Annotated in this window: 15 protein-coding genes; 12 read left to right on the top strand and 3 right to left on the bottom strand. The window is 48.6% G+C overall.

The genetic code is table 11. The features are described from left to right. The first annotated feature begins 25 nt into the window (after window positions 1–25). From DYD62_RS10290 to DYD62_RS10270, 5 genes are all read left to right on the top strand, one after another. Complete coding sequence (locus DYD62_RS10290) at window positions 26–1,642, top strand: flagellin N-terminal helical domain-containing protein (protein ID WP_115227253.1); 1,617 nt, start codon at window positions 26–28, stop codon at window positions 1,640–1,642. A 302-nt stretch (window positions 1,643–1,944) separates the two neighbouring features. Next, window positions 1,945–3,018, top strand: a complete 1,074-nt coding sequence (locus DYD62_RS10285) for a diguanylate cyclase domain-containing protein (protein ID WP_115228266.1) — start codon at window positions 1,945–1,947, stop codon at window positions 3,016–3,018. A gap of 445 nt (window positions 3,019–3,463) precedes the next feature. After that, on the top strand, window positions 3,464–4,396 hold the full coding sequence (locus tag DYD62_RS10280) for a dihydroorotate oxidase (RefSeq protein WP_115228265.1): 933 nt from the start codon (window positions 3,464–3,466) through the stop codon (window positions 4,394–4,396). Between the two features lie 153 nt (window positions 4,397–4,549). Then, complete coding sequence (locus DYD62_RS10275; protein ID WP_115227252.1) at window positions 4,550–5,617, top strand: type II asparaginase; 1,068 nt, start codon at window positions 4,550–4,552, stop codon at window positions 5,615–5,617. 178 nt (window positions 5,618–5,795) lie between these two features. Beyond that, on the top strand, window positions 5,796–6,569 hold the full coding sequence (locus tag DYD62_RS10270; protein WP_115227251.1) for a type 2 periplasmic-binding domain-containing protein: 774 nt from the start codon (window positions 5,796–5,798) through the stop codon (window positions 6,567–6,569). 29 nt (window positions 6,570–6,598) lie between these two features. On the opposite strand, the gene DYD62_RS10265 is transcribed toward DYD62_RS10270, so the two are convergent. Beyond that, window positions 6,599–7,426: a LysR family transcriptional regulator gene (locus DYD62_RS10265; RefSeq protein WP_115227250.1), complete on the bottom strand. Its 828-nt coding sequence runs from the start codon at window positions 7,424–7,426 to the stop codon at window positions 6,599–6,601. Window positions 7,427–7,591: 165 nt separating this feature from the next. Here DYD62_RS10265 and DYD62_RS10260 point away from each other — a divergent pair, with 165 nt between their 5' ends. Further along, a complete protein-coding gene (locus DYD62_RS10260) occupies window positions 7,592–8,314 on the top strand; it encodes an SDR family oxidoreductase (RefSeq protein ID WP_115227249.1) in 723 nt (240 codons plus the stop codon). 423 nt (window positions 8,315–8,737) lie between these two features. Here DYD62_RS10260 and DYD62_RS10250 read toward each other — a convergent pair whose 3' ends face one another. Then, complete coding sequence (locus tag DYD62_RS10250; protein ID WP_115227247.1) at window positions 8,738–9,637, bottom strand: LysR family transcriptional regulator; 900 nt, start codon at window positions 9,635–9,637, stop codon at window positions 8,738–8,740. Between the two features lie 128 nt (window positions 9,638–9,765). Between DYD62_RS10250 and DYD62_RS10245 the strand changes: the two genes are divergently transcribed. Together DYD62_RS10245 and DYD62_RS10240 are read left to right on the top strand one after the other, a co-directional pair. Then, complete coding sequence (locus DYD62_RS10245; protein WP_115227246.1) at window positions 9,766–10,302, top strand: carboxymuconolactone decarboxylase family protein; 537 nt, start codon at window positions 9,766–9,768, stop codon at window positions 10,300–10,302. A gap of 490 nt (window positions 10,303–10,792) precedes the next feature. Beyond that, complete coding sequence (locus tag DYD62_RS10240; RefSeq protein WP_115227245.1) at window positions 10,793–11,200, top strand: DoxX family protein; 408 nt, start codon at window positions 10,793–10,795, stop codon at window positions 11,198–11,200. Between the two features lie 35 nt (window positions 11,201–11,235). Here DYD62_RS10240 and DYD62_RS10235 read toward each other — a convergent pair whose 3' ends face one another. Beyond that, window positions 11,236–12,120, bottom strand: a complete 885-nt coding sequence (locus DYD62_RS10235) for a LysR family transcriptional regulator (RefSeq protein WP_115227244.1) — start codon at window positions 12,118–12,120, stop codon at window positions 11,236–11,238. A 70-nt stretch (window positions 12,121–12,190) separates the two neighbouring features. On the opposite strand from DYD62_RS10235, the gene DYD62_RS10230 reads away from it, so the two are divergent. The 4 genes from DYD62_RS10230 to DYD62_RS10215 all read left to right on the top strand — a co-directional run bounded on the left by DYD62_RS10230 (window position 12,191) and on the right by DYD62_RS10215 (window position 15,793). Continuing rightward, entirely contained in the window at window positions 12,191–12,874 is a 684-nt protein-coding gene (locus DYD62_RS10230) for a glutathione S-transferase family protein (RefSeq protein WP_115227243.1), read from the top strand. Window positions 12,875–13,076: 202 nt separating this feature from the next. Further along, the gene (locus DYD62_RS10225; protein WP_115227242.1) at window positions 13,077–14,654 is read left to right on the top strand and encodes a 2Fe-2S iron-sulfur cluster-binding protein; all 1,578 of its coding nucleotides are present in this window, start codon (window positions 13,077–13,079) and stop codon (window positions 14,652–14,654) included. Window positions 14,655–14,680: 26 nt separating this feature from the next. Continuing rightward, entirely contained in the window at window positions 14,681–15,295 is a 615-nt protein-coding gene (locus DYD62_RS10220; protein ID WP_115227241.1) for a glutathione S-transferase family protein, read from the top strand. Between the two features lie 24 nt (window positions 15,296–15,319). Further along, on the top strand, window positions 15,320–15,793 hold the full coding sequence (locus tag DYD62_RS10215) for a nuclear transport factor 2 family protein (protein WP_115227240.1): 474 nt from the start codon (window positions 15,320–15,322) through the stop codon (window positions 15,791–15,793). The last annotated feature ends 31 nt before the right edge of the window (window positions 15,794–15,824 follow it).

The following is a 15,824-nucleotide window of genomic DNA, read 5'->3' as shown; positions in this document are numbered from 1 at the left end:
CTTAGCCAAAACTTCAGGATTGGCCTTGCAAATCATCAACACCAATGTGGCCGCGCTGATGGTGCAGCGCAATCTGGAAAAAACACAAACGGCGCTGAATACCTCTCTCCAGCGTTTATCATCCGGCCTGCGTATCAATAGCGCCAAAGATGATCCGGCGGGGCTATTAATTTCTGAAAGAATGAGCGCCAAAATTCGGGGCTTAACGCAGGCCAAGCGTAATGCCAGCGATGCCATTTCGATGGCGCAAACCGGCGAAGGTGCGCTCACCCAGCTGATCGATATTTTGCAGCGTATCCGGGAGCTAGCGGTGCAATCGGCCAATGCCAGCAACTCGGCATCGGATCGGCGGGCGATGAATACCGAAGTCACTCAGCTCGTCGACGAGCTAGGCCGCATTGCCCAAGACACCGAATTTAACAGCCAAAAGTTGTTCGATGGCTCGTCCTCCCTCATGTCTTATCAGATTGGCCCCAATGCCGGGAACACCCTGAGCACCCGTTTAACTAATCTGCGCACAGATCAGTACGGTGCTTACACCATTGGCAGCCGCACGCCCGCATGGAGCGAGGCCAGCACCGGCACGCTCAACTACACCGATGGCATGGCAGGTACGATCAGCACCGTCAGTGGCGCGGTATTTAGCAGTGGCACGCTGCAACTCAACGGCCATAGCATCCGCTTAAATGAGGCCGATTCTGCCCGAACTATCGCGGCCAAAATCAATCTGGCCAACACCGGCGTGATTGCCAGCGCCCGTACTGAAACGATTTTATCGCTGGGTTCGGGCAGCTATGCATTAACCGTGGCATCCAAATCCAATAACTTTAGTGCCGTTAATTTTAATGTGGTGGATGAAAACAATAATGGCGTTATTGATCGCGATGAATACGCCAGCGCCATCAGCGCCTTTAATGCTAAATCATCGAAGACGGGCGTTCTGGCTCAGCTGATTGATTTTAAAAACGCCAGCGGCAATGCGGCATGGGGAATTAAATTAAATAACAGCGATGGCAATCATATTGTACTGGCATCCAACTCAGGTGCGGCTAGCGGCTTTGGCGGCACAGTTTCTGTCTGGAATAACGACCCTGCTACATCATTGGGTAACAGCCCGCGCATGACGGAATCCTTACTTGGCAGCCCACCCTACAACTTATCCAGCTCAGGCAGCATCAGCTTCGCCGGCCAGGTGGCTTTAAACAGCAACACGGCTTATTCCTTACAGACAGACAGCACGCTATCAATCAGAAATGGCGTCTTTTATAACGGCGGCAGCAGCGGCACACTGCCCCCCGCCAACATACTCAGCCCCCGACTAAGCGCAGTTTCCAGCATGGATGTCTCTACCGTCCACAACGCAACTATGGCGATGATAATTGCAGACAAAGCCCTAGATACACTCAATCAGCAGCGCTCCAGTCTTGGCGCATTTCAAAACCGTATCGCCTTTACCATTGCTTATATCGATAACAGCATAGAAACCACCAGCGCCGCCCGCAGCCGGATCAGAGATGCCGATATGGCCGCAGAAATCGCTGCTTTTACCCGCTCGCAAATACTGATGCAGGTTGGCAACGCCATGCTAGCGGCTGCCAATGCCGTACCAAATTTAATCCTGAGTTTATTGAAAAGCTTATAAGCACACCATGTGGCTACCACTCAAACCTAGATGATTTCTAAAAAGTGCGCCTCTTCATTTAGAAACAACGGATTCATATCAGCGCTTGGCCCTGCGCAAGTATTAAACATATTACGAAATAGCATGGTTATACGTCAGTTTAAAAATGGAGTGACCAACAACGGTACTTATACCGCCTGACGCTTTAATTTCTTCAGAAATATAAAGTGCAATATAAAACGCTATACTGAATGCTGATCATGCCTCAGAGATTAAAACAAGCAGATTACAAAACAGAACCATCCGCAGCTGAGGGAAATTTCATGAAACAAACAGAACAGACTCTGCTTGAACAAATGCGGATCACTGATTTTGATATTGCCAATCGAAAAGAGTTACTTTCTCTGAATGAAGACGACTTCAAAACATTACAAAATTTTCGCCCTGTGATTGAAAGTAAAATTGATGTACTGGTGGATAAATTTTACCAATTGCAAACCAATGTGGCTGAGATTTCATTATTAATTGGCGACGCAGATACATTGGGACGCCTGCGCACGGCACAACGCCGCTATGTACTGGATTTATTCAGTGGGCTTTATGATTTGGAATATGTAAATAATCGTTTACGCATTGGCTTGGTTCATAAACGCATAGGCGTAGAGCCTAAACTCTATCTTTCTGCCATCAGCACCCTGAAAGCGCTGCTTCATGATGTGATTTACACATCACTCACGGAGGAAGCAGAGCGTCGTGCCACGCTAACAGCATTATCCAAACTCTTTTTATTTGATATTACCCTAGTCTTTGAAACTTACATCCGCAGTTTGGTTTCAGAAATTGAAATTTCAAGGGAAAAATCCGAATCCTACGCCAGCATTTTGGAAGAAAAAGTAAGGGATCGCACCTGTCAACTCGAAGAAATGAGCCGAACCGATCCTCTGACTGGCTTACTTAATGTACGCGGTCTTACAGAAACGCTGACTCGAATTCTGCGCTCTGCACAGCGCCGCGCAGAGCCCGTTTCCATTGTCTACCTAGATATCAATGACTTTAAACTGATTAATGACAATAAAGGCCATCAATATGGTGATGAAGTCTTACGCGCAGTTGGCCATGCTATCAGCGCCATTGCGCGAATGGAGGACTGCTGCTTTCGATATGGAGGGGATGAGTTTTGCTTAATTTTGCCCAATTGCTTCTTACAGCAAGCAACCGATACTTATGTTCATCGCTTAAACGGCGAAATTAACCAGCGCTTAGACAAAATCACACTCAGTGCAGGCATTGTGCAGGCGGGGCCCGTATCCTACGAAGAGCCGGAGATGCTCATTCGTATCGCCGACGACAGAATGTACCAAGCAAAAAAAGAATTTAAAACTCAACACTCTTTATAAAACAGCCCAGAATGAAATATAAGTAAATCATCATAAAGATTAATCAATCACAAATAAGCCATCTCAAACAGCGTATTGGCCCTATTCTTTTTATTTAACAGTGTATTTATCAAGCCGATTATTTTTTCTTACATCAAAATCTTACTTCCTTAAATGCAGACCCATCACCATCCCTATGTCATACTCCTTGAAACGCACATTTTAAATTCAGCAAAATCAATTCAATCCATTTTCGCCACACCCCCCAGCCTCAACACACCGTGATCCACATCATAAAAATGACTTTCCCTCGTTTTAATTGTTAACAATTAACAAAACAGCTAAAAACCTGGCCGCCGCCAATTAAAAACAAGCGCAATTCGCCACATTTCTTGATATCGCGCACACTCTTTATCAAATCCCTATTTTATGATTGCTCTGACATAAACACCTGCGGATGCCGACCATGCTCGACCTCTCAACCTTTTTCCTTGGACGCCCCCTGACCGCACCGCTCATGAACGCGTCTGGCGTTTGGTGCAATGTAAACAGTCAGCTTCATGCGCTCGCAGAAAGTGAAGCTGGCGCAATGGTTACTAAAAGCTGCACCTTATTGCGCCGTGATGGCAACCCTGAGCCCCGCTACCATACTCTGACCATGGGCAGCATTAACTCTATGGGGCTGCCCAATGAAGGGCATCAATATTATCTGGATTATGCCGAGCGGCATGATTATGAAAATAAACCACTCTTTTTTTCTGTGGCCGGATTAACGCTGGATGACAATTTAACGATTGTTGCGCAAATACAAGATGCCTATACCCCCGCATTATTAGAGCTAAATTTAAGCTGCCCTAATGTGCCAGGCAAGGCGCAAATAGCCTACGACTTTGATGCACTTGATGTGGTTCTGGCAGAAATCAGCTCGGCTTATTCACGCCCATTTGGGGTAAAACTTCCACCGTATTTTGATATCGCGCATTTTGATGAAGTGGCCGATATCCTGAACCGTTATGAAAAAGTCAATTTCATTACCTGCATTAATTCAATTGGTAATGGCCTGATGATTGATATGGAAAGCGAAACCGTACTGATCAAACCCAAACAAGGCTTTGGTGGTATCGGCGGTGAATACGTTTTACCAACGGCACTGGCCAATGTAAACGCGTTTTACCAACGCTGCCCTAAAAAATCAATTATTGGCTGCGGGGGTGTCAATACCGGTGAACATGTCTTTATGCATTTATTAGCGGGTGCCAGCATTGTGCAGATAGGCACCGCTCTGTATGAGCAGGGACCAGAAATTTTTGAACGCCTGAAAGCCGAGCTGGCCCTGATCATGCAAGAAAAGGGATACAAAACAATCCGGGAATTTCAGGGAAAATTAAAGACACTTTAAACGTCCATGTAGTAGATTTCCCTATCAGGTATTCTATCCATATACGCTTGCCTCTTTACCAGAGCATCATCATCAACCACTGTAAATCTGCAGTAACTTATCAATGGGTCAGCGCAGTCAAACACTTGGCTGCGCCCCAGTCTGGAGAAAGGCATGCTTAATCAATGCGTTAAAACGGGTCTTACCCTTACCCTTATTTGTGCCGCTTTTACTGCCAATGCAGCAGACAAACTTCCCAATGTCATGATCCTTGCAACAGGCGGCACCATCGCAGGTACGGGTGCAACCAGCACCACAACTGTGGGTTACACCGCAGCTAAAATTGGTGTGGAACGCCTGATTGAAGCCGTGCCAGAATTACAAAAAGTAGCGCAGGTAAAAGGCGAGCAAGTTTTCCAGATCGCCAGCGAAAACATGAGCAATGAGCACTGGCTGAAGCTTGCCAAGCGCGTAAATGAAGTACTGAAAAAATCCGATGTAGACGGCGTGGTCATTACCCACGGCACCGATACCATCGAAGAAACGGCTTATTTTCTGAACTTAGTTGTTAAAAGCAAAAAACCTGTGGTGATCGTGGGTGCAATGCGCCCTGCCACAGCGATCAGCGCAGATGGCCCGATCAATCTTTATAATGCAGTGGCACTGGCAGGCAGCAAAGAAGCCGTTGGCCAGGGTGTCTTGGTATCCTTGAATGACGAAATTCAAGGCGCACGCGATGTCACCAAAACCAACACCATGACAGGCAATACCTTCAGAGCACCAGAGCTTGGCAGCCTAGGCTATATGGTATCGGGCCAGGCTAAGTTTTACCGTAGCAGCACCCGTAAGCACACCAGCGAAACCGAATTCGATGTAAGTAAGTTAGAAACACTGCCTGCCGTGGATATTGCTTACGGCTCAGCCAATGCCAACACCCTTGCAATTGATGCCTTTGCCGCTGCTGGCGACGTGGGTATTGTTTATGCAGGCACAGGAGATGGCAGCTTATCCACTCCGGTTCGCACCCGTCTAACCGAGCTGCGTCAAAAAGGCATCCACATTAATCGCTCATCTCGCGTGGGCAATGGCCCGACTGTACGTGGCGGCGAAAATGACGATGACAAAACCGATTTCACCGTATCGGATACCCTCACCCCGCAAAAAGCCCGCATCCTGCTAATGCTGGCGCTGACTAAAACCAAAGATAGTAAAGAAATTCAACGCATGTTTTACACCTACTAAGCAAATAGCCTCCGCTGCATTTCATGCAGCGAAGCTTATTTCTAAGTATAAAAATGCGGCCTTCAAGGCCGCATTTTTTATGGGCAAGAAATAAAAACCATCCACTTTTAAAATGACAGATTAAATAAACCGGCATGATGCACTAAGATCAATCAGGACAACGACTGAGGGTGCTACCATGATCAGAATGCGATTTAAAATAGGCCTGCTTGCAATAGGATTAGCAGCAGGATCAGCCTTTGCCTGTAATGGCACAATCACACCGGACAGCTTGCCGATCAACAACCCTGATATCCATGGTGTGGCGGTTTTTTTGCCCGAAATTTTAGAAAATGCAGAGACCGGCCCATTCCCTGATTTATTAAAAACCATCAATAAATATTATCCAGAAGGCAAGATCAGCATCAGCATTGAGCCGGTGAAACGATTTTATCTTGATACCAACAATAAAAATGCCGACTTTCGATTCCCAATTATGAAAATCAGCGAAGGCGCAGATAACTTTACGCCCTATCAGTTTTCAAAAGAAATGCTAGGAAAAGTCAGCTTTGTGCTTTATACATTCGGCAAAAAACCACTGACCAAAGAAGATATTTTAAAAGTAGCCAATCTCGCCAAATATTCAATTGAAGCGCCCCCCGTGAATTGGGGATTCCCAACGAAAAGCGTCGTTAATTTAGAACAATCTCTCAAAAAACTAAATGCCGGGCGAATTGATTCACTCATCTGGGCGCAGGAAGAAGCAGATTACATTATTAAAAAATTCAAACTCAATCAAATCCACCGCGCCCATTTTGATGATTATCCAGATGTACTGTTTTTATCCTGCAATCAGCGGGGCGATTTTGTAAACAATGCAATAAGCAAAGCCATCGCCGCCGCTCGTGCCAGTGGTGAATTACAAAAAGCTTATGTCAAAGTCCATAAGCCCTATCAGGACTGGCAGCCCTAGCGTGCATGGGTACGCCGTTATTATTTTAATTAATCACTTTGTAAAAAAGCGTGTAATGCCTGCACCGCAGGGATTTCTAAAGCTTGCGCTGCGTAGCACAAGCCCACACGCCGCGTTAAAGAGGGCCCTGTGATGGGGCGAATGCAAATCCGAGGATGATCCACAAGCAAGGATTCAGGCAAGAGCGCCACTCCTACCCCTGCAGCAACCATACGAGCAGCTAAGGTAAGGCTTCCCGCCTGCGCCGCAAAGCTCAGCCCTAGGCTGTTTTCCCCATGTAAAGCCAATAACCTTTGGTGTGATGAATGCGTCGGGCAGCTAATCCACCCGACTTGCGCCAAATGCGCCATTTCCAGCAAAGGTGCCGCCAGCAAAGGATGGCGCTCTGGCAGCGCCAAAACAAAGGCTTCTTCCCATAGCGGCAAAAACAGCTCATCTTCACAGCGTGATTCCTCCGCAGCCAGCCTGGCATCGCCACAGCAACCCGCTTGAATATTAAGCAAAATAGCCGGTGAGGCTTGCGCCGCTTTACTCAGAAAACGCTCAATCTGGCTCGCCCCCAAATCATCATCAATCCCCAGCTCCAGCGGCATGCGCTGCTGACGCTGACGAAATTGCCCGCTGAGCGCCGCGGCCTGATCAACCAGACGCCGGGCCTGAGGATACAAAAGCCGCGCCTCTTCCGTAGCCTCTACACCGCGGGCTTGCCGAATAAACAGCACCGCGCCCAGATCGTCTTCCAACTGGCGCAAGGTGGCAGATAAAGTAGGCTGGCTAAGGTATAAGCGCTGAGCGGCCTGCGTAATATTGCGCTCTTCAAACACCACAATAAACGCTTTAAGTTGACGGATATCCATAGAAAATACCGATAGCTGAGAGAGGAATTAAGTATTTTTCATTCTAACAGGCCCTGACTAAACTAGCGTCATTGCATTGCTTACCTGCCTAAACAAGCCAGTTACACACGATAATTGAGTTGCTGAAGCAAGGAAGCCATCTACTTTACCGATACGAGGCAAAACATGACAAAAGCTCTGATTATTATTACTGGCGCAAGCTCCGGCATTGGTGCAGCCACGGCACGCTTACTCTCCAGCCAGGGGCATCCGCTCTTATTGCTGGCGCGTCGTCTGGATCGCCTGCAAGCATTAAACCTGCCCAACACCCTATGCAAAGCAGTAGATATTACCGATCGCGCCGCGCTGCTGGCTGCAGTGCAAGAAGCTGAAGCAGCGTTTGGCCCAGCCGACGGCATTATTAATAACGCAGGCATGATGTTATTAGGCGAGATGAGCAAGCAAAACCCGGCAGAATGGGACAGCATGTTTGATGTCAACGTGAAAGGACTGCTTAATGGCATTCATGCGGTGCTCGCAGGGATGGTGGCACGCAAGCACGGTACCATTATCAATATCAGCTCGATTGCTGGCCGTAAAACTTTCCCCAGCCACGTCGCCTATTGCGGCAGTAAGTTTGCTGTACACGCCATCTCAGAAAACCTGCGTGAAGAAGTGGCCGGTAGCGATGTGCGCGTAATAACTATTGCACCGGGTGCCGTTGAAACCGAGCTACTCAGCCACACCACGGATGAGGCGATCAAGGCCGGTTATGAAGAATGGAAAGACGGCATGGGCGGCGTACTGGCCGCAAATGATATCGCCCAAGCAATCAGCTATGCTTATCATCAGCCTCAAAATGTATGTGTACGGGAAATTGTATTAGCAGCAACACGCCAGCCTGCTTAAGTTAATCACTGCTTTAAAACTAAAGGCCACCACCTAATCCGGGATAAAAAATAGATAAGATATAAAAATAATGGCCGAATTTATCTTAAATTGGGACATTATTTTCGCTTTATATTTTCGTATCTATACGGCGATTTTAATCCTATTAATCAAGTTTACTTCTGCATTCATGTGGCACTATGGCAAGCAGCAGAAACTAGCGGTATTAAAGATTCAATGCCTCCCCATGCTCAAATCATTGCCAGCGTGGTCAATGATGTGAGCTCCCCTTCTGGCAGGCATTTTCACTCCTCAAACCAAGGCTGAAATATGCCTGCCATGGCTGATCTATCGGTACCGGCTTTTAAAATCAAAAGGCTGTTAGCCATCAGGTATTGGACTTCATCAGATTAGATGACCTCCTGCAATCATCACAGCAGCGCATCAATTTAATGCACTATTTTCTTTTAAGGCTTGCGCCATGAAGTCGACAAAGGCACGAATCTTGGCTGAACCATGCCGGCCTTCACGATGCACAATATGAATCGGTAAGGGTTTGGCCTCAAACTCGCCAAGCACGGTTTTTAATTCGCCACTTTGCAATAATCCTGCCACTTGGTACGACAATAAGCGGGTAATCCCTGCACCATGGCGCACTGCGGCAATCGCACCATCGTTACTCGTCACCGTTAGCCGCGGTTTGATGCGAATCGCCTTATTAGCGTCATCGTCGCCAAATTTCCATTCGATGGTTGGGCTTATGCTACTGGCCGCTACAATTTGATGTTTGAGCAAATCAGCCGGCGTATTAGGGATGCCCTGTTGCGCTAAATACTCTGGCGATGCGCACAACACTCGCCGCACTTGCCCCACCCGTATTGCCCGCATCGAGCTATCTGGCAAGGGGCCGATACGAATGCCTACATCCACGCCTTCTTCCAGCATATTCACCACTCTATCCAGAAACAGCGCCGACACATCTACATCCGGATAACGCCGTAAAAACCCCACCACACTTGGCATTACAAACTGCTGGCCAAACAAAACAGGCGCTGTAACCACCAAATGCCCACGCGGCTCCGCATTCACCCCAGCGGCAACCTCATCGGCCTCTTGCACTTCAGCCAAAATCCGCCGTGCATCGTCCAAATAGCGCAAACCGGCATCGGTTGCCCTCACATAACGCGTGGTTCGATTGAGTAACTTCACACCTAAATCATCTTCCAGCGCCGCAACAGCCCGCGTAACTGCCGGTGGCGACATGCCGAGTTTACGCGCTCCGGCAGCAAAACTTTCCGTTTCAGCGACCGCCACATACACGCTCATTTGGTGAAATCGATCCATCGCATTTATTCCTAATTTAGCAACAATCTATTGTGATACATGGCTATTCTTCTCTCAAGTGATTTTCTGCAAAATGCACTCATTCGCTCAACACCAAGCGAAACTCTAAAACTAAATGGAAAAAAATCATGAGCCGCATCCATGTTGTCACGACTGAAACTGCCTCTTCTGAACAACAAGCATTGTTCGACGCAATTCACGCCCAATTGGGCGTGGTGCCAAACTTCTTAAGAGTATTTGCTAATTCACCGGTTGCCCTGACCTCCTTCCTCGGCCTACATGGCATTGCCAAAGGTGGCAGCCTAGATCTGCAAACCAGAGAGCGCATTGCATTGGCTTTAGCGCAGCAAAACTCTTGCGAATATTGCCTGTCCGCCCACACCGCGCTTGGTAGCAAAGCCGGTTTGAATGGCGATGAAATCGCGGCCAACCGTGCCGGAACCAGCCAAGATGCCAAAGCTGCCATCGCAGTGAAATTAGCGCGCTCACTGGCCGAGCACAACGGGGATATCACCACCGCCGAGCTCATCGAAGCGCGCAATGCAGGCTTTAGTGATGGCGACATCGTCGAAATCATTACCCATGTCGGTATGAATATCTTGACCAATATTTTGGGTAAAGCCAGCCGCCTTGAAATCGACTTTCCAAAAGTCACATTGGCTTAATTTTTATAGTCATGCGGCAATGCATCCCTGTGCAGATGCCGCATGACTGAGTAAAACGTTAGGCATCACTTGATACCGCTAAGCTTAAACCTCCAACGCACCGGCCGTGTGTAAGTGTGCTGCGCTTTCGATGCCACACCTAGCCATGACAGGCTTTGAGGCTGGGGCCCTGCAGACGTTGAAGTTCCGTCTTACCTCTGATTCTTTAGCAATAGATGAAGCTCGATTGCCTAGCCTAGCAAGATGGTGAAGCAACAACGAGAACATTACTAAATTCCCCGTGAGCATGTAAGACATTGAAGCCACTGATATCCTTTGACGATCAATCCACTTGCAATGGACTCAGTCCTTTTCCAAGCCCCATCAAATCATAAACACGCTTAATCTTGATGATTGCGTCATTGCAATGCATGCTTGTCTTTTTGCCTATATTTGGTGCAATAATGCAATGCGATACTGCAATTCCACACCCAATCTATGGAGATTTGCAATGCATACTCAATCACAACTTCTTGGTAACAGCCTATTACGCATCAGCTTTGGCATCATGTGGATTGCCCATGCATTACTCAAACTATTTGTATTTACCTTACCGGGCACCGCGCAGTATTTTGCAAGTCTTGGTTTGCCTGCAAACCTTGCGTATCTGGTCTTTACCATAGAATTATTTGGCGGGATTGCGCTGGTGCTCGGCATTTATGCGCGGCAAATCGCACTGCTGTTATTGCCGATCATGGCCGTGGCAACATGGGTACATCTTCCCAATGGCTGGGTTCACACCAGTGCAGGTGGGGGCTGGGAATATCCATTATTTCTATGTTTGGTATCCATCGTTATTTATTTGCAGGCCGATGGTGTATTAACACTTAAACGCAGCCATCATTTTCTGCTTCACTGATTCAGTGACAAGCATCCGCTAAGGCACGAAATGAATCAGTCCAGCTGAATATTTTGCGCCAAATGACTAAACACCGTAGCGACGCGGCGCAGATGGCGGGATTCTGGATGAGTGAGCAGCCAAAGATCGGTCGCACATTCATCCAGAACACCCGTTAATGGGCGCAAACCAGGCCGTGACGCCGCTAAAAATGTCGGCACCAAACCCACCCCCATCCCGCGCTCAATCAATTCCATCACAGTAAGGATGCTGTTAACGCGATAGCGCGGCATCAGTTTTGGATAGTGTTTTTTCCGCCAAACCACGGATGGATGATCGGGTAAGGCATCGTCTGGGGCAATCCATGCCGCATGGTGATAAATGGCGGCAGCCAAATCCTGCCAGGGGCTGCTCTCTGCTACATACAACGCTATTTTCAGGGTGCCGAGGTGCTTGCCAACTAAATGCAGAGGTGGCTTGCGCGTAGCGCGAATGGCGATATCGGCATCGCGCCGGCTTAAATTGGCCAGCTCATTACCCGTATGCAAATCAAAACTCAGCCGCGGATGTAGTGTTGCCAGCGTATTGAGCGCGGGCGCGACTAAACCATGCAAAATCGAATCGGTGGTGGTAATGCGTACGCTGCCAGCAACGTCTTCGGGCTGTAATTGGGCTGCCGAGCGCGCTGACTCCAGCGCGATTTCAAGTTGCTCAGCGTGCCCCGCCAAGATTTGTGCCATTTCAGTTGGGAAATAGCCCGTTTTACTGCGCTCGAACAAGCGTTGACCAAGGCCTTTTTCGATTCTTTGGATGGTACGAAACACGGTTGAGGCATCAACGGCCAACCGTTCTGCCGCCGCAGCCAAGGTACCGCCCCGCGTGACTGCAAGTAAAAATTCCAGATCTTGGCTAGCTAAGTGATATTGCGTTTTTGCATTCATCGTCTGCAATCATGCCTATTTTTAATGCAATTTAGCAAGTCTACACTAGATAAATTACAAGGAATTCATCATGCCTCAGTCACTCACTTTAGTCAGCCATTTATTGTGTCCGTATGTGCAACGCGCGGCGATTGTTTTATTAGAAAAAGGCATTTCTTTTCAGCGAAAAAACATTGATTTGGCCAATAAACCGGAGTGGTTTTTAGCCATCTCCCCCCTAGGGAAAGTGCCGGTATTACAAGTGGGAGAGGTATCTATTTTTGAATCGGCCGTCATTTGTGAGTATCTGGATGAGACCCATGCGCCGCACCTACATCCGCAAGATCCATTGCTGCGTGCTCAGCATCGCGGCTGGATGGAGTCAGGCTCGGCAATTTTGACTGATATTGCAGGATTTTATTCGGCCAAGGATGAAGCCGCATTGCAGCAAAAAGCGACCCAACTGCAGCATAAATTCTCTCGAATCAACGCGGCACTGGGCAAAGGCCCGTTTTTCGGGGCTCAAGATTTCACCATGGTCGATGTGGTATTTGCGCCAATTTTCCGTTATTTGGATGCGTTTGATGCAATTGCTTATCCCGACCTGCTGGCAGGACTCCAGCCGATTCAAGCATGGCGGCAAGCCTTAGCATCGCGCCCCTCCGTGCAACACGCTGTGGTCGCGGAGTATCCACAGTTGTTGAGTACTTTTCTTAAAAACAGACACTCTGCGTTAAGCTTACGCATCAACGATAGGGCGTTGAGCACAGATTGATCCCGCATCAAACAATGGGGTCTACTTCTAAGCTACGCATTCAAATACACAGAAGAAAACCCCTGCAGTTATCAATGAGTTCATTTGATTCATTCCACTTAGCGAAACAATAAATTCAAGATCGTGGTGATTCTCCATTTATGCTGACCAAGACATACTCATGACATCAGATCGATGTTTGCGTATGTAGAGGAGTTTCATCATGCCACGCGCTTTTGCCGCCATTACTTTTACTGACAGTGTCAAAGCTGCACAAACCCGTTATCAAAGCCGTGATAGCAATCGTGGATTTGAGCTGGCCGAAGATACGCGCAGTGAGATGACAGAACGCGAAGCTGAGTTTATTGCAGCGCGCGATAGTTTTTATATGGCGACGGTCAGTGAGAATGGTTGGCCCTATGTGCAGCATCGCGGCGGACCGGCGGGTTTTCTGAAAGTACTGGATGCCAATACGCTGGGCTTTGCCGATTTTCGTGGCAATGTGCAATATTTGTCGGTGGGCAATCTGAATGCTAACGATAAAGTTTCGATCATCCTGATGGACTATGCCAACCGCCGCCGCCTGAAAATCTGGGGACGGGTCCGCATTGTGCATGAAATAGATAAGCCTGAATTGATCGCCGCGCTGGAAGATCCTGCCTACCGTGCTCGGATCGAACGGGCAATGGTGATTGCAGTTGAAGCGTGGGACTGGAATTGCCCACAACACATCACGCCGCGCTACACCGATGCCGATATCGAGCAACTGATCGCGCCTTTACAAGCCGAACTGAAAGCGTTGCAGGCCAAACCCGCTGCATCTGCGCCAATCACGAAATTGGGCGAAGGCCCACTGGAGCTGATCATTAGTGGCATTCGCCAGCTAACGCCACAAGTGCGTGCGTATGAATTGCGTCACCCAGCAGGTGAAGATTTGCCTGCTGTCACTGCCGGCTCGCACCTGAAAGTGCCGGTGATATTGAAAAATGGCCAAACCAGCGTGCGTCATTATTCGATTGCATCAAACCCTGCCCGCCGCGATATCTACGAGATCGCAGTGCTACGACAAGACCATGGAGATGGCGGATCAAGCTTTGTACATCGGCATTATCAACTGGGTATGACGCTGCATTGCGGCCTCCCACAGAATGATTTCACCTTGATCGAAAGTGATGCGCCGGTGGTTCTGATTGCCGGAGGGATCGGCATTACGCCGATCAAAGCCATGGCACAAACACTGAAAGCGCAAGGTCGTGTATTTCATTTGCACTATGCCGCCCGCAGCCGCCGCGAGATGGCCTATGGCGATCGTTTGCAGCGCGATTTGGCGGGGAAAATGACGCGTTATTTTCAAGACGAAGGACAAGTCCTCGATATTGCCCAAATACTGAAATCGGCCAGCGATACATCCCCAGTGTTTGTATGTGGGCCATCCGGTTTAATGAGCGCAGTGCAAGAGACTGCCGCCCAGCTCAATATGCCCGCCGGGCGAATTCACTTCGAGCGTTTTGCAGCGGCACCACACGCACACAACACGCCATTTGAAGTGCTACTGCGCCGCTCGCAGCGGATTATTCCGATTGCGGCCGATCAAACCGTATTAGCCGCAGTGCAAGCGGCCGGTATTGATACGCTATCGGATTGTGGCGTGGGTAACTGTGGCACCTGTGCAGTAAAAGTACTGAGTGGCGACGTTGACCATAGAGATAGCGCGCTGAATCAAAACGAGCGTGAACGCGCCGGGCTGATGTGTATTTGCGTATCGCGATCAAAATCGACGCGACTGGAGCTCGATTTGTAATTTCAATCATTCATCTAGGAAAAATCATGATCAAACTCTATGAATTTGCCGCATCGGGCAATTGCCACAAAGTTAGGCTTTTATTGTCTTTGATGGATATACCTTATGAATCCATCATGGTAAATGGCGCAACACGCGAACATAAATCAGCGGACTATCTGGCGATGAATCCGCTTGGCCAAGTGCCCGTGTTAGTTGATGGCGATGTGATCTTGCGTGATAGCCAAGCGATTTTGGTCTATCTGGCGCGGCAATATGGCGCGAAACAAGCGGATTCCTGGTTACCGAACGAGCCTGCAGCTTTAGCACAGGTAGTCGCATGGCTGGCCACTGCCGCAAATGAAGTCACTCGCGGACCCAATGCATTACGTTTGCATCACAAATGGGGCCGCGCAATCAATCTCGTTGAGGCCGAAGCCATTACCGAGCAACTATTCACGATGCTCAATCAACACTTAGCACAATCTACATGGTTAGCGGCCGCGCATATCACCATCGCCGATATCGCCCTCTACCCCTATATCGCCCTCGCAACCGAAGACAAAGTCGATCTACTTGGCTTTCCGGCTATCGTGACTTGGATGAAGCAAATCCAAAACTTGCATGCTTACGTGAGCATGGCTGGCATCGACACTTATTAATTCAATTTTGATCAAGGATTAACCATGCCCCCCGAACTACGCCCACCACTCCCCCCATTCACCCGCGAAACAGCAGCGCAAAAGGTGCGTATGGCTGAAGATGGCTGGAATTCGCGCGACCCGCAACGCGTTGCCTTGGCCTATACGCCCGATACGATTTGGCGCAATCGCCATGAATTTCCAAGTGGCCGTGAACAGGTCATTGAATTTCTCACTCGCAAGTGGGCGCGTGAAGTGGAATATCGCCTCATCAAAGAGCTCTGGGCGTTTGACGCCAATCGAATTGCAGTGCGTTTTGCCTATGAATGGCTAGACCACAACGGCCAGTGGTTTCGCTCTTATGGCAATGAAAATTGGGAATTTGATGCCCAAGGCTTGATGCATCGCCGCTTTGCCAGTATCAACGATTTAGCCATCGCCGAATCTGAACGACTATTTCATTGGCCCCAAGGTCGTCGACCTGACCACCACCCAAACTTAAGCGAATTGGGTTTATAGCAAATTGAATGCGTAGCAACGCTCGGGCAAA

Source organism: Iodobacter fluviatilis (assembly GCF_900451195.1).
Classification (GTDB): Bacteria; Pseudomonadota; Gammaproteobacteria; order Burkholderiales; family Chitinibacteraceae; genus Iodobacter; species Iodobacter fluviatilis.
Note: the sequence above shows the minus strand (reverse complement) of the source record. Positions and strands in the feature narration are given on the sequence as shown.

Bases quoted from the DNA above. Each gene is read 5' to 3' on its own strand.
- DYD62_RS10275 (WP_115227252.1), top strand. From the start codon at position 4,550: ATGCTTAATCAATGCGTTAAAACGGGTCTTACCCTTACCCTTATTTGT.
- DYD62_RS10245 (WP_115227246.1), top strand. From the start codon at position 9,766: ATGAGCCGCATCCATGTTGTCACGACTGAAACTGCCTCTTCTGAACAA.
- DYD62_RS10265 (WP_115227250.1), bottom strand. From the start codon at position 7,426: ATGGATATCCGTCAACTTAAAGCGTTTATTGTGGTGTTTGAAGAGCGC.
- DYD62_RS10225 (WP_115227242.1), top strand. From the start codon at position 13,077: ATGCCACGCGCTTTTGCCGCCATTACTTTTACTGACAGTGTCAAAGCT.
- DYD62_RS10285 (WP_115228266.1), top strand. From the start codon at position 1,945: ATGAAACAAACAGAACAGACTCTGCTTGAACAAATGCGGATCACTGAT.
- DYD62_RS10235 (WP_115227244.1), bottom strand. From the start codon at position 12,120: ATGAATGCAAAAACGCAATATCACTTAGCTAGCCAAGATCTGGAATTT.
- DYD62_RS10250 (WP_115227247.1), bottom strand. From the start codon at position 9,637: ATGGATCGATTTCACCAAATGAGCGTGTATGTGGCGGTCGCTGAAACG.
- DYD62_RS10220 (WP_115227241.1), top strand. From the start codon at position 14,681: ATGATCAAACTCTATGAATTTGCCGCATCGGGCAATTGCCACAAAGTT.
- DYD62_RS10230 (WP_115227243.1), top strand. From the start codon at position 12,191: ATGCCTCAGTCACTCACTTTAGTCAGCCATTTATTGTGTCCGTATGTG.
- DYD62_RS10240 (WP_115227245.1), top strand. From the start codon at position 10,793: ATGCATACTCAATCACAACTTCTTGGTAACAGCCTATTACGCATCAGC.
- DYD62_RS10260 (WP_115227249.1), top strand. From the start codon at position 7,592: ATGACAAAAGCTCTGATTATTATTACTGGCGCAAGCTCCGGCATTGGT.
- DYD62_RS10215 (WP_115227240.1), top strand. From the start codon at position 15,320: ATGCCCCCCGAACTACGCCCACCACTCCCCCCATTCACCCGCGAAACA.
- DYD62_RS10270 (WP_115227251.1), top strand. From the start codon at position 5,796: ATGATCAGAATGCGATTTAAAATAGGCCTGCTTGCAATAGGATTAGCA.
- DYD62_RS10280 (WP_115228265.1), top strand. From the start codon at position 3,464: ATGCTCGACCTCTCAACCTTTTTCCTTGGACGCCCCCTGACCGCACCG.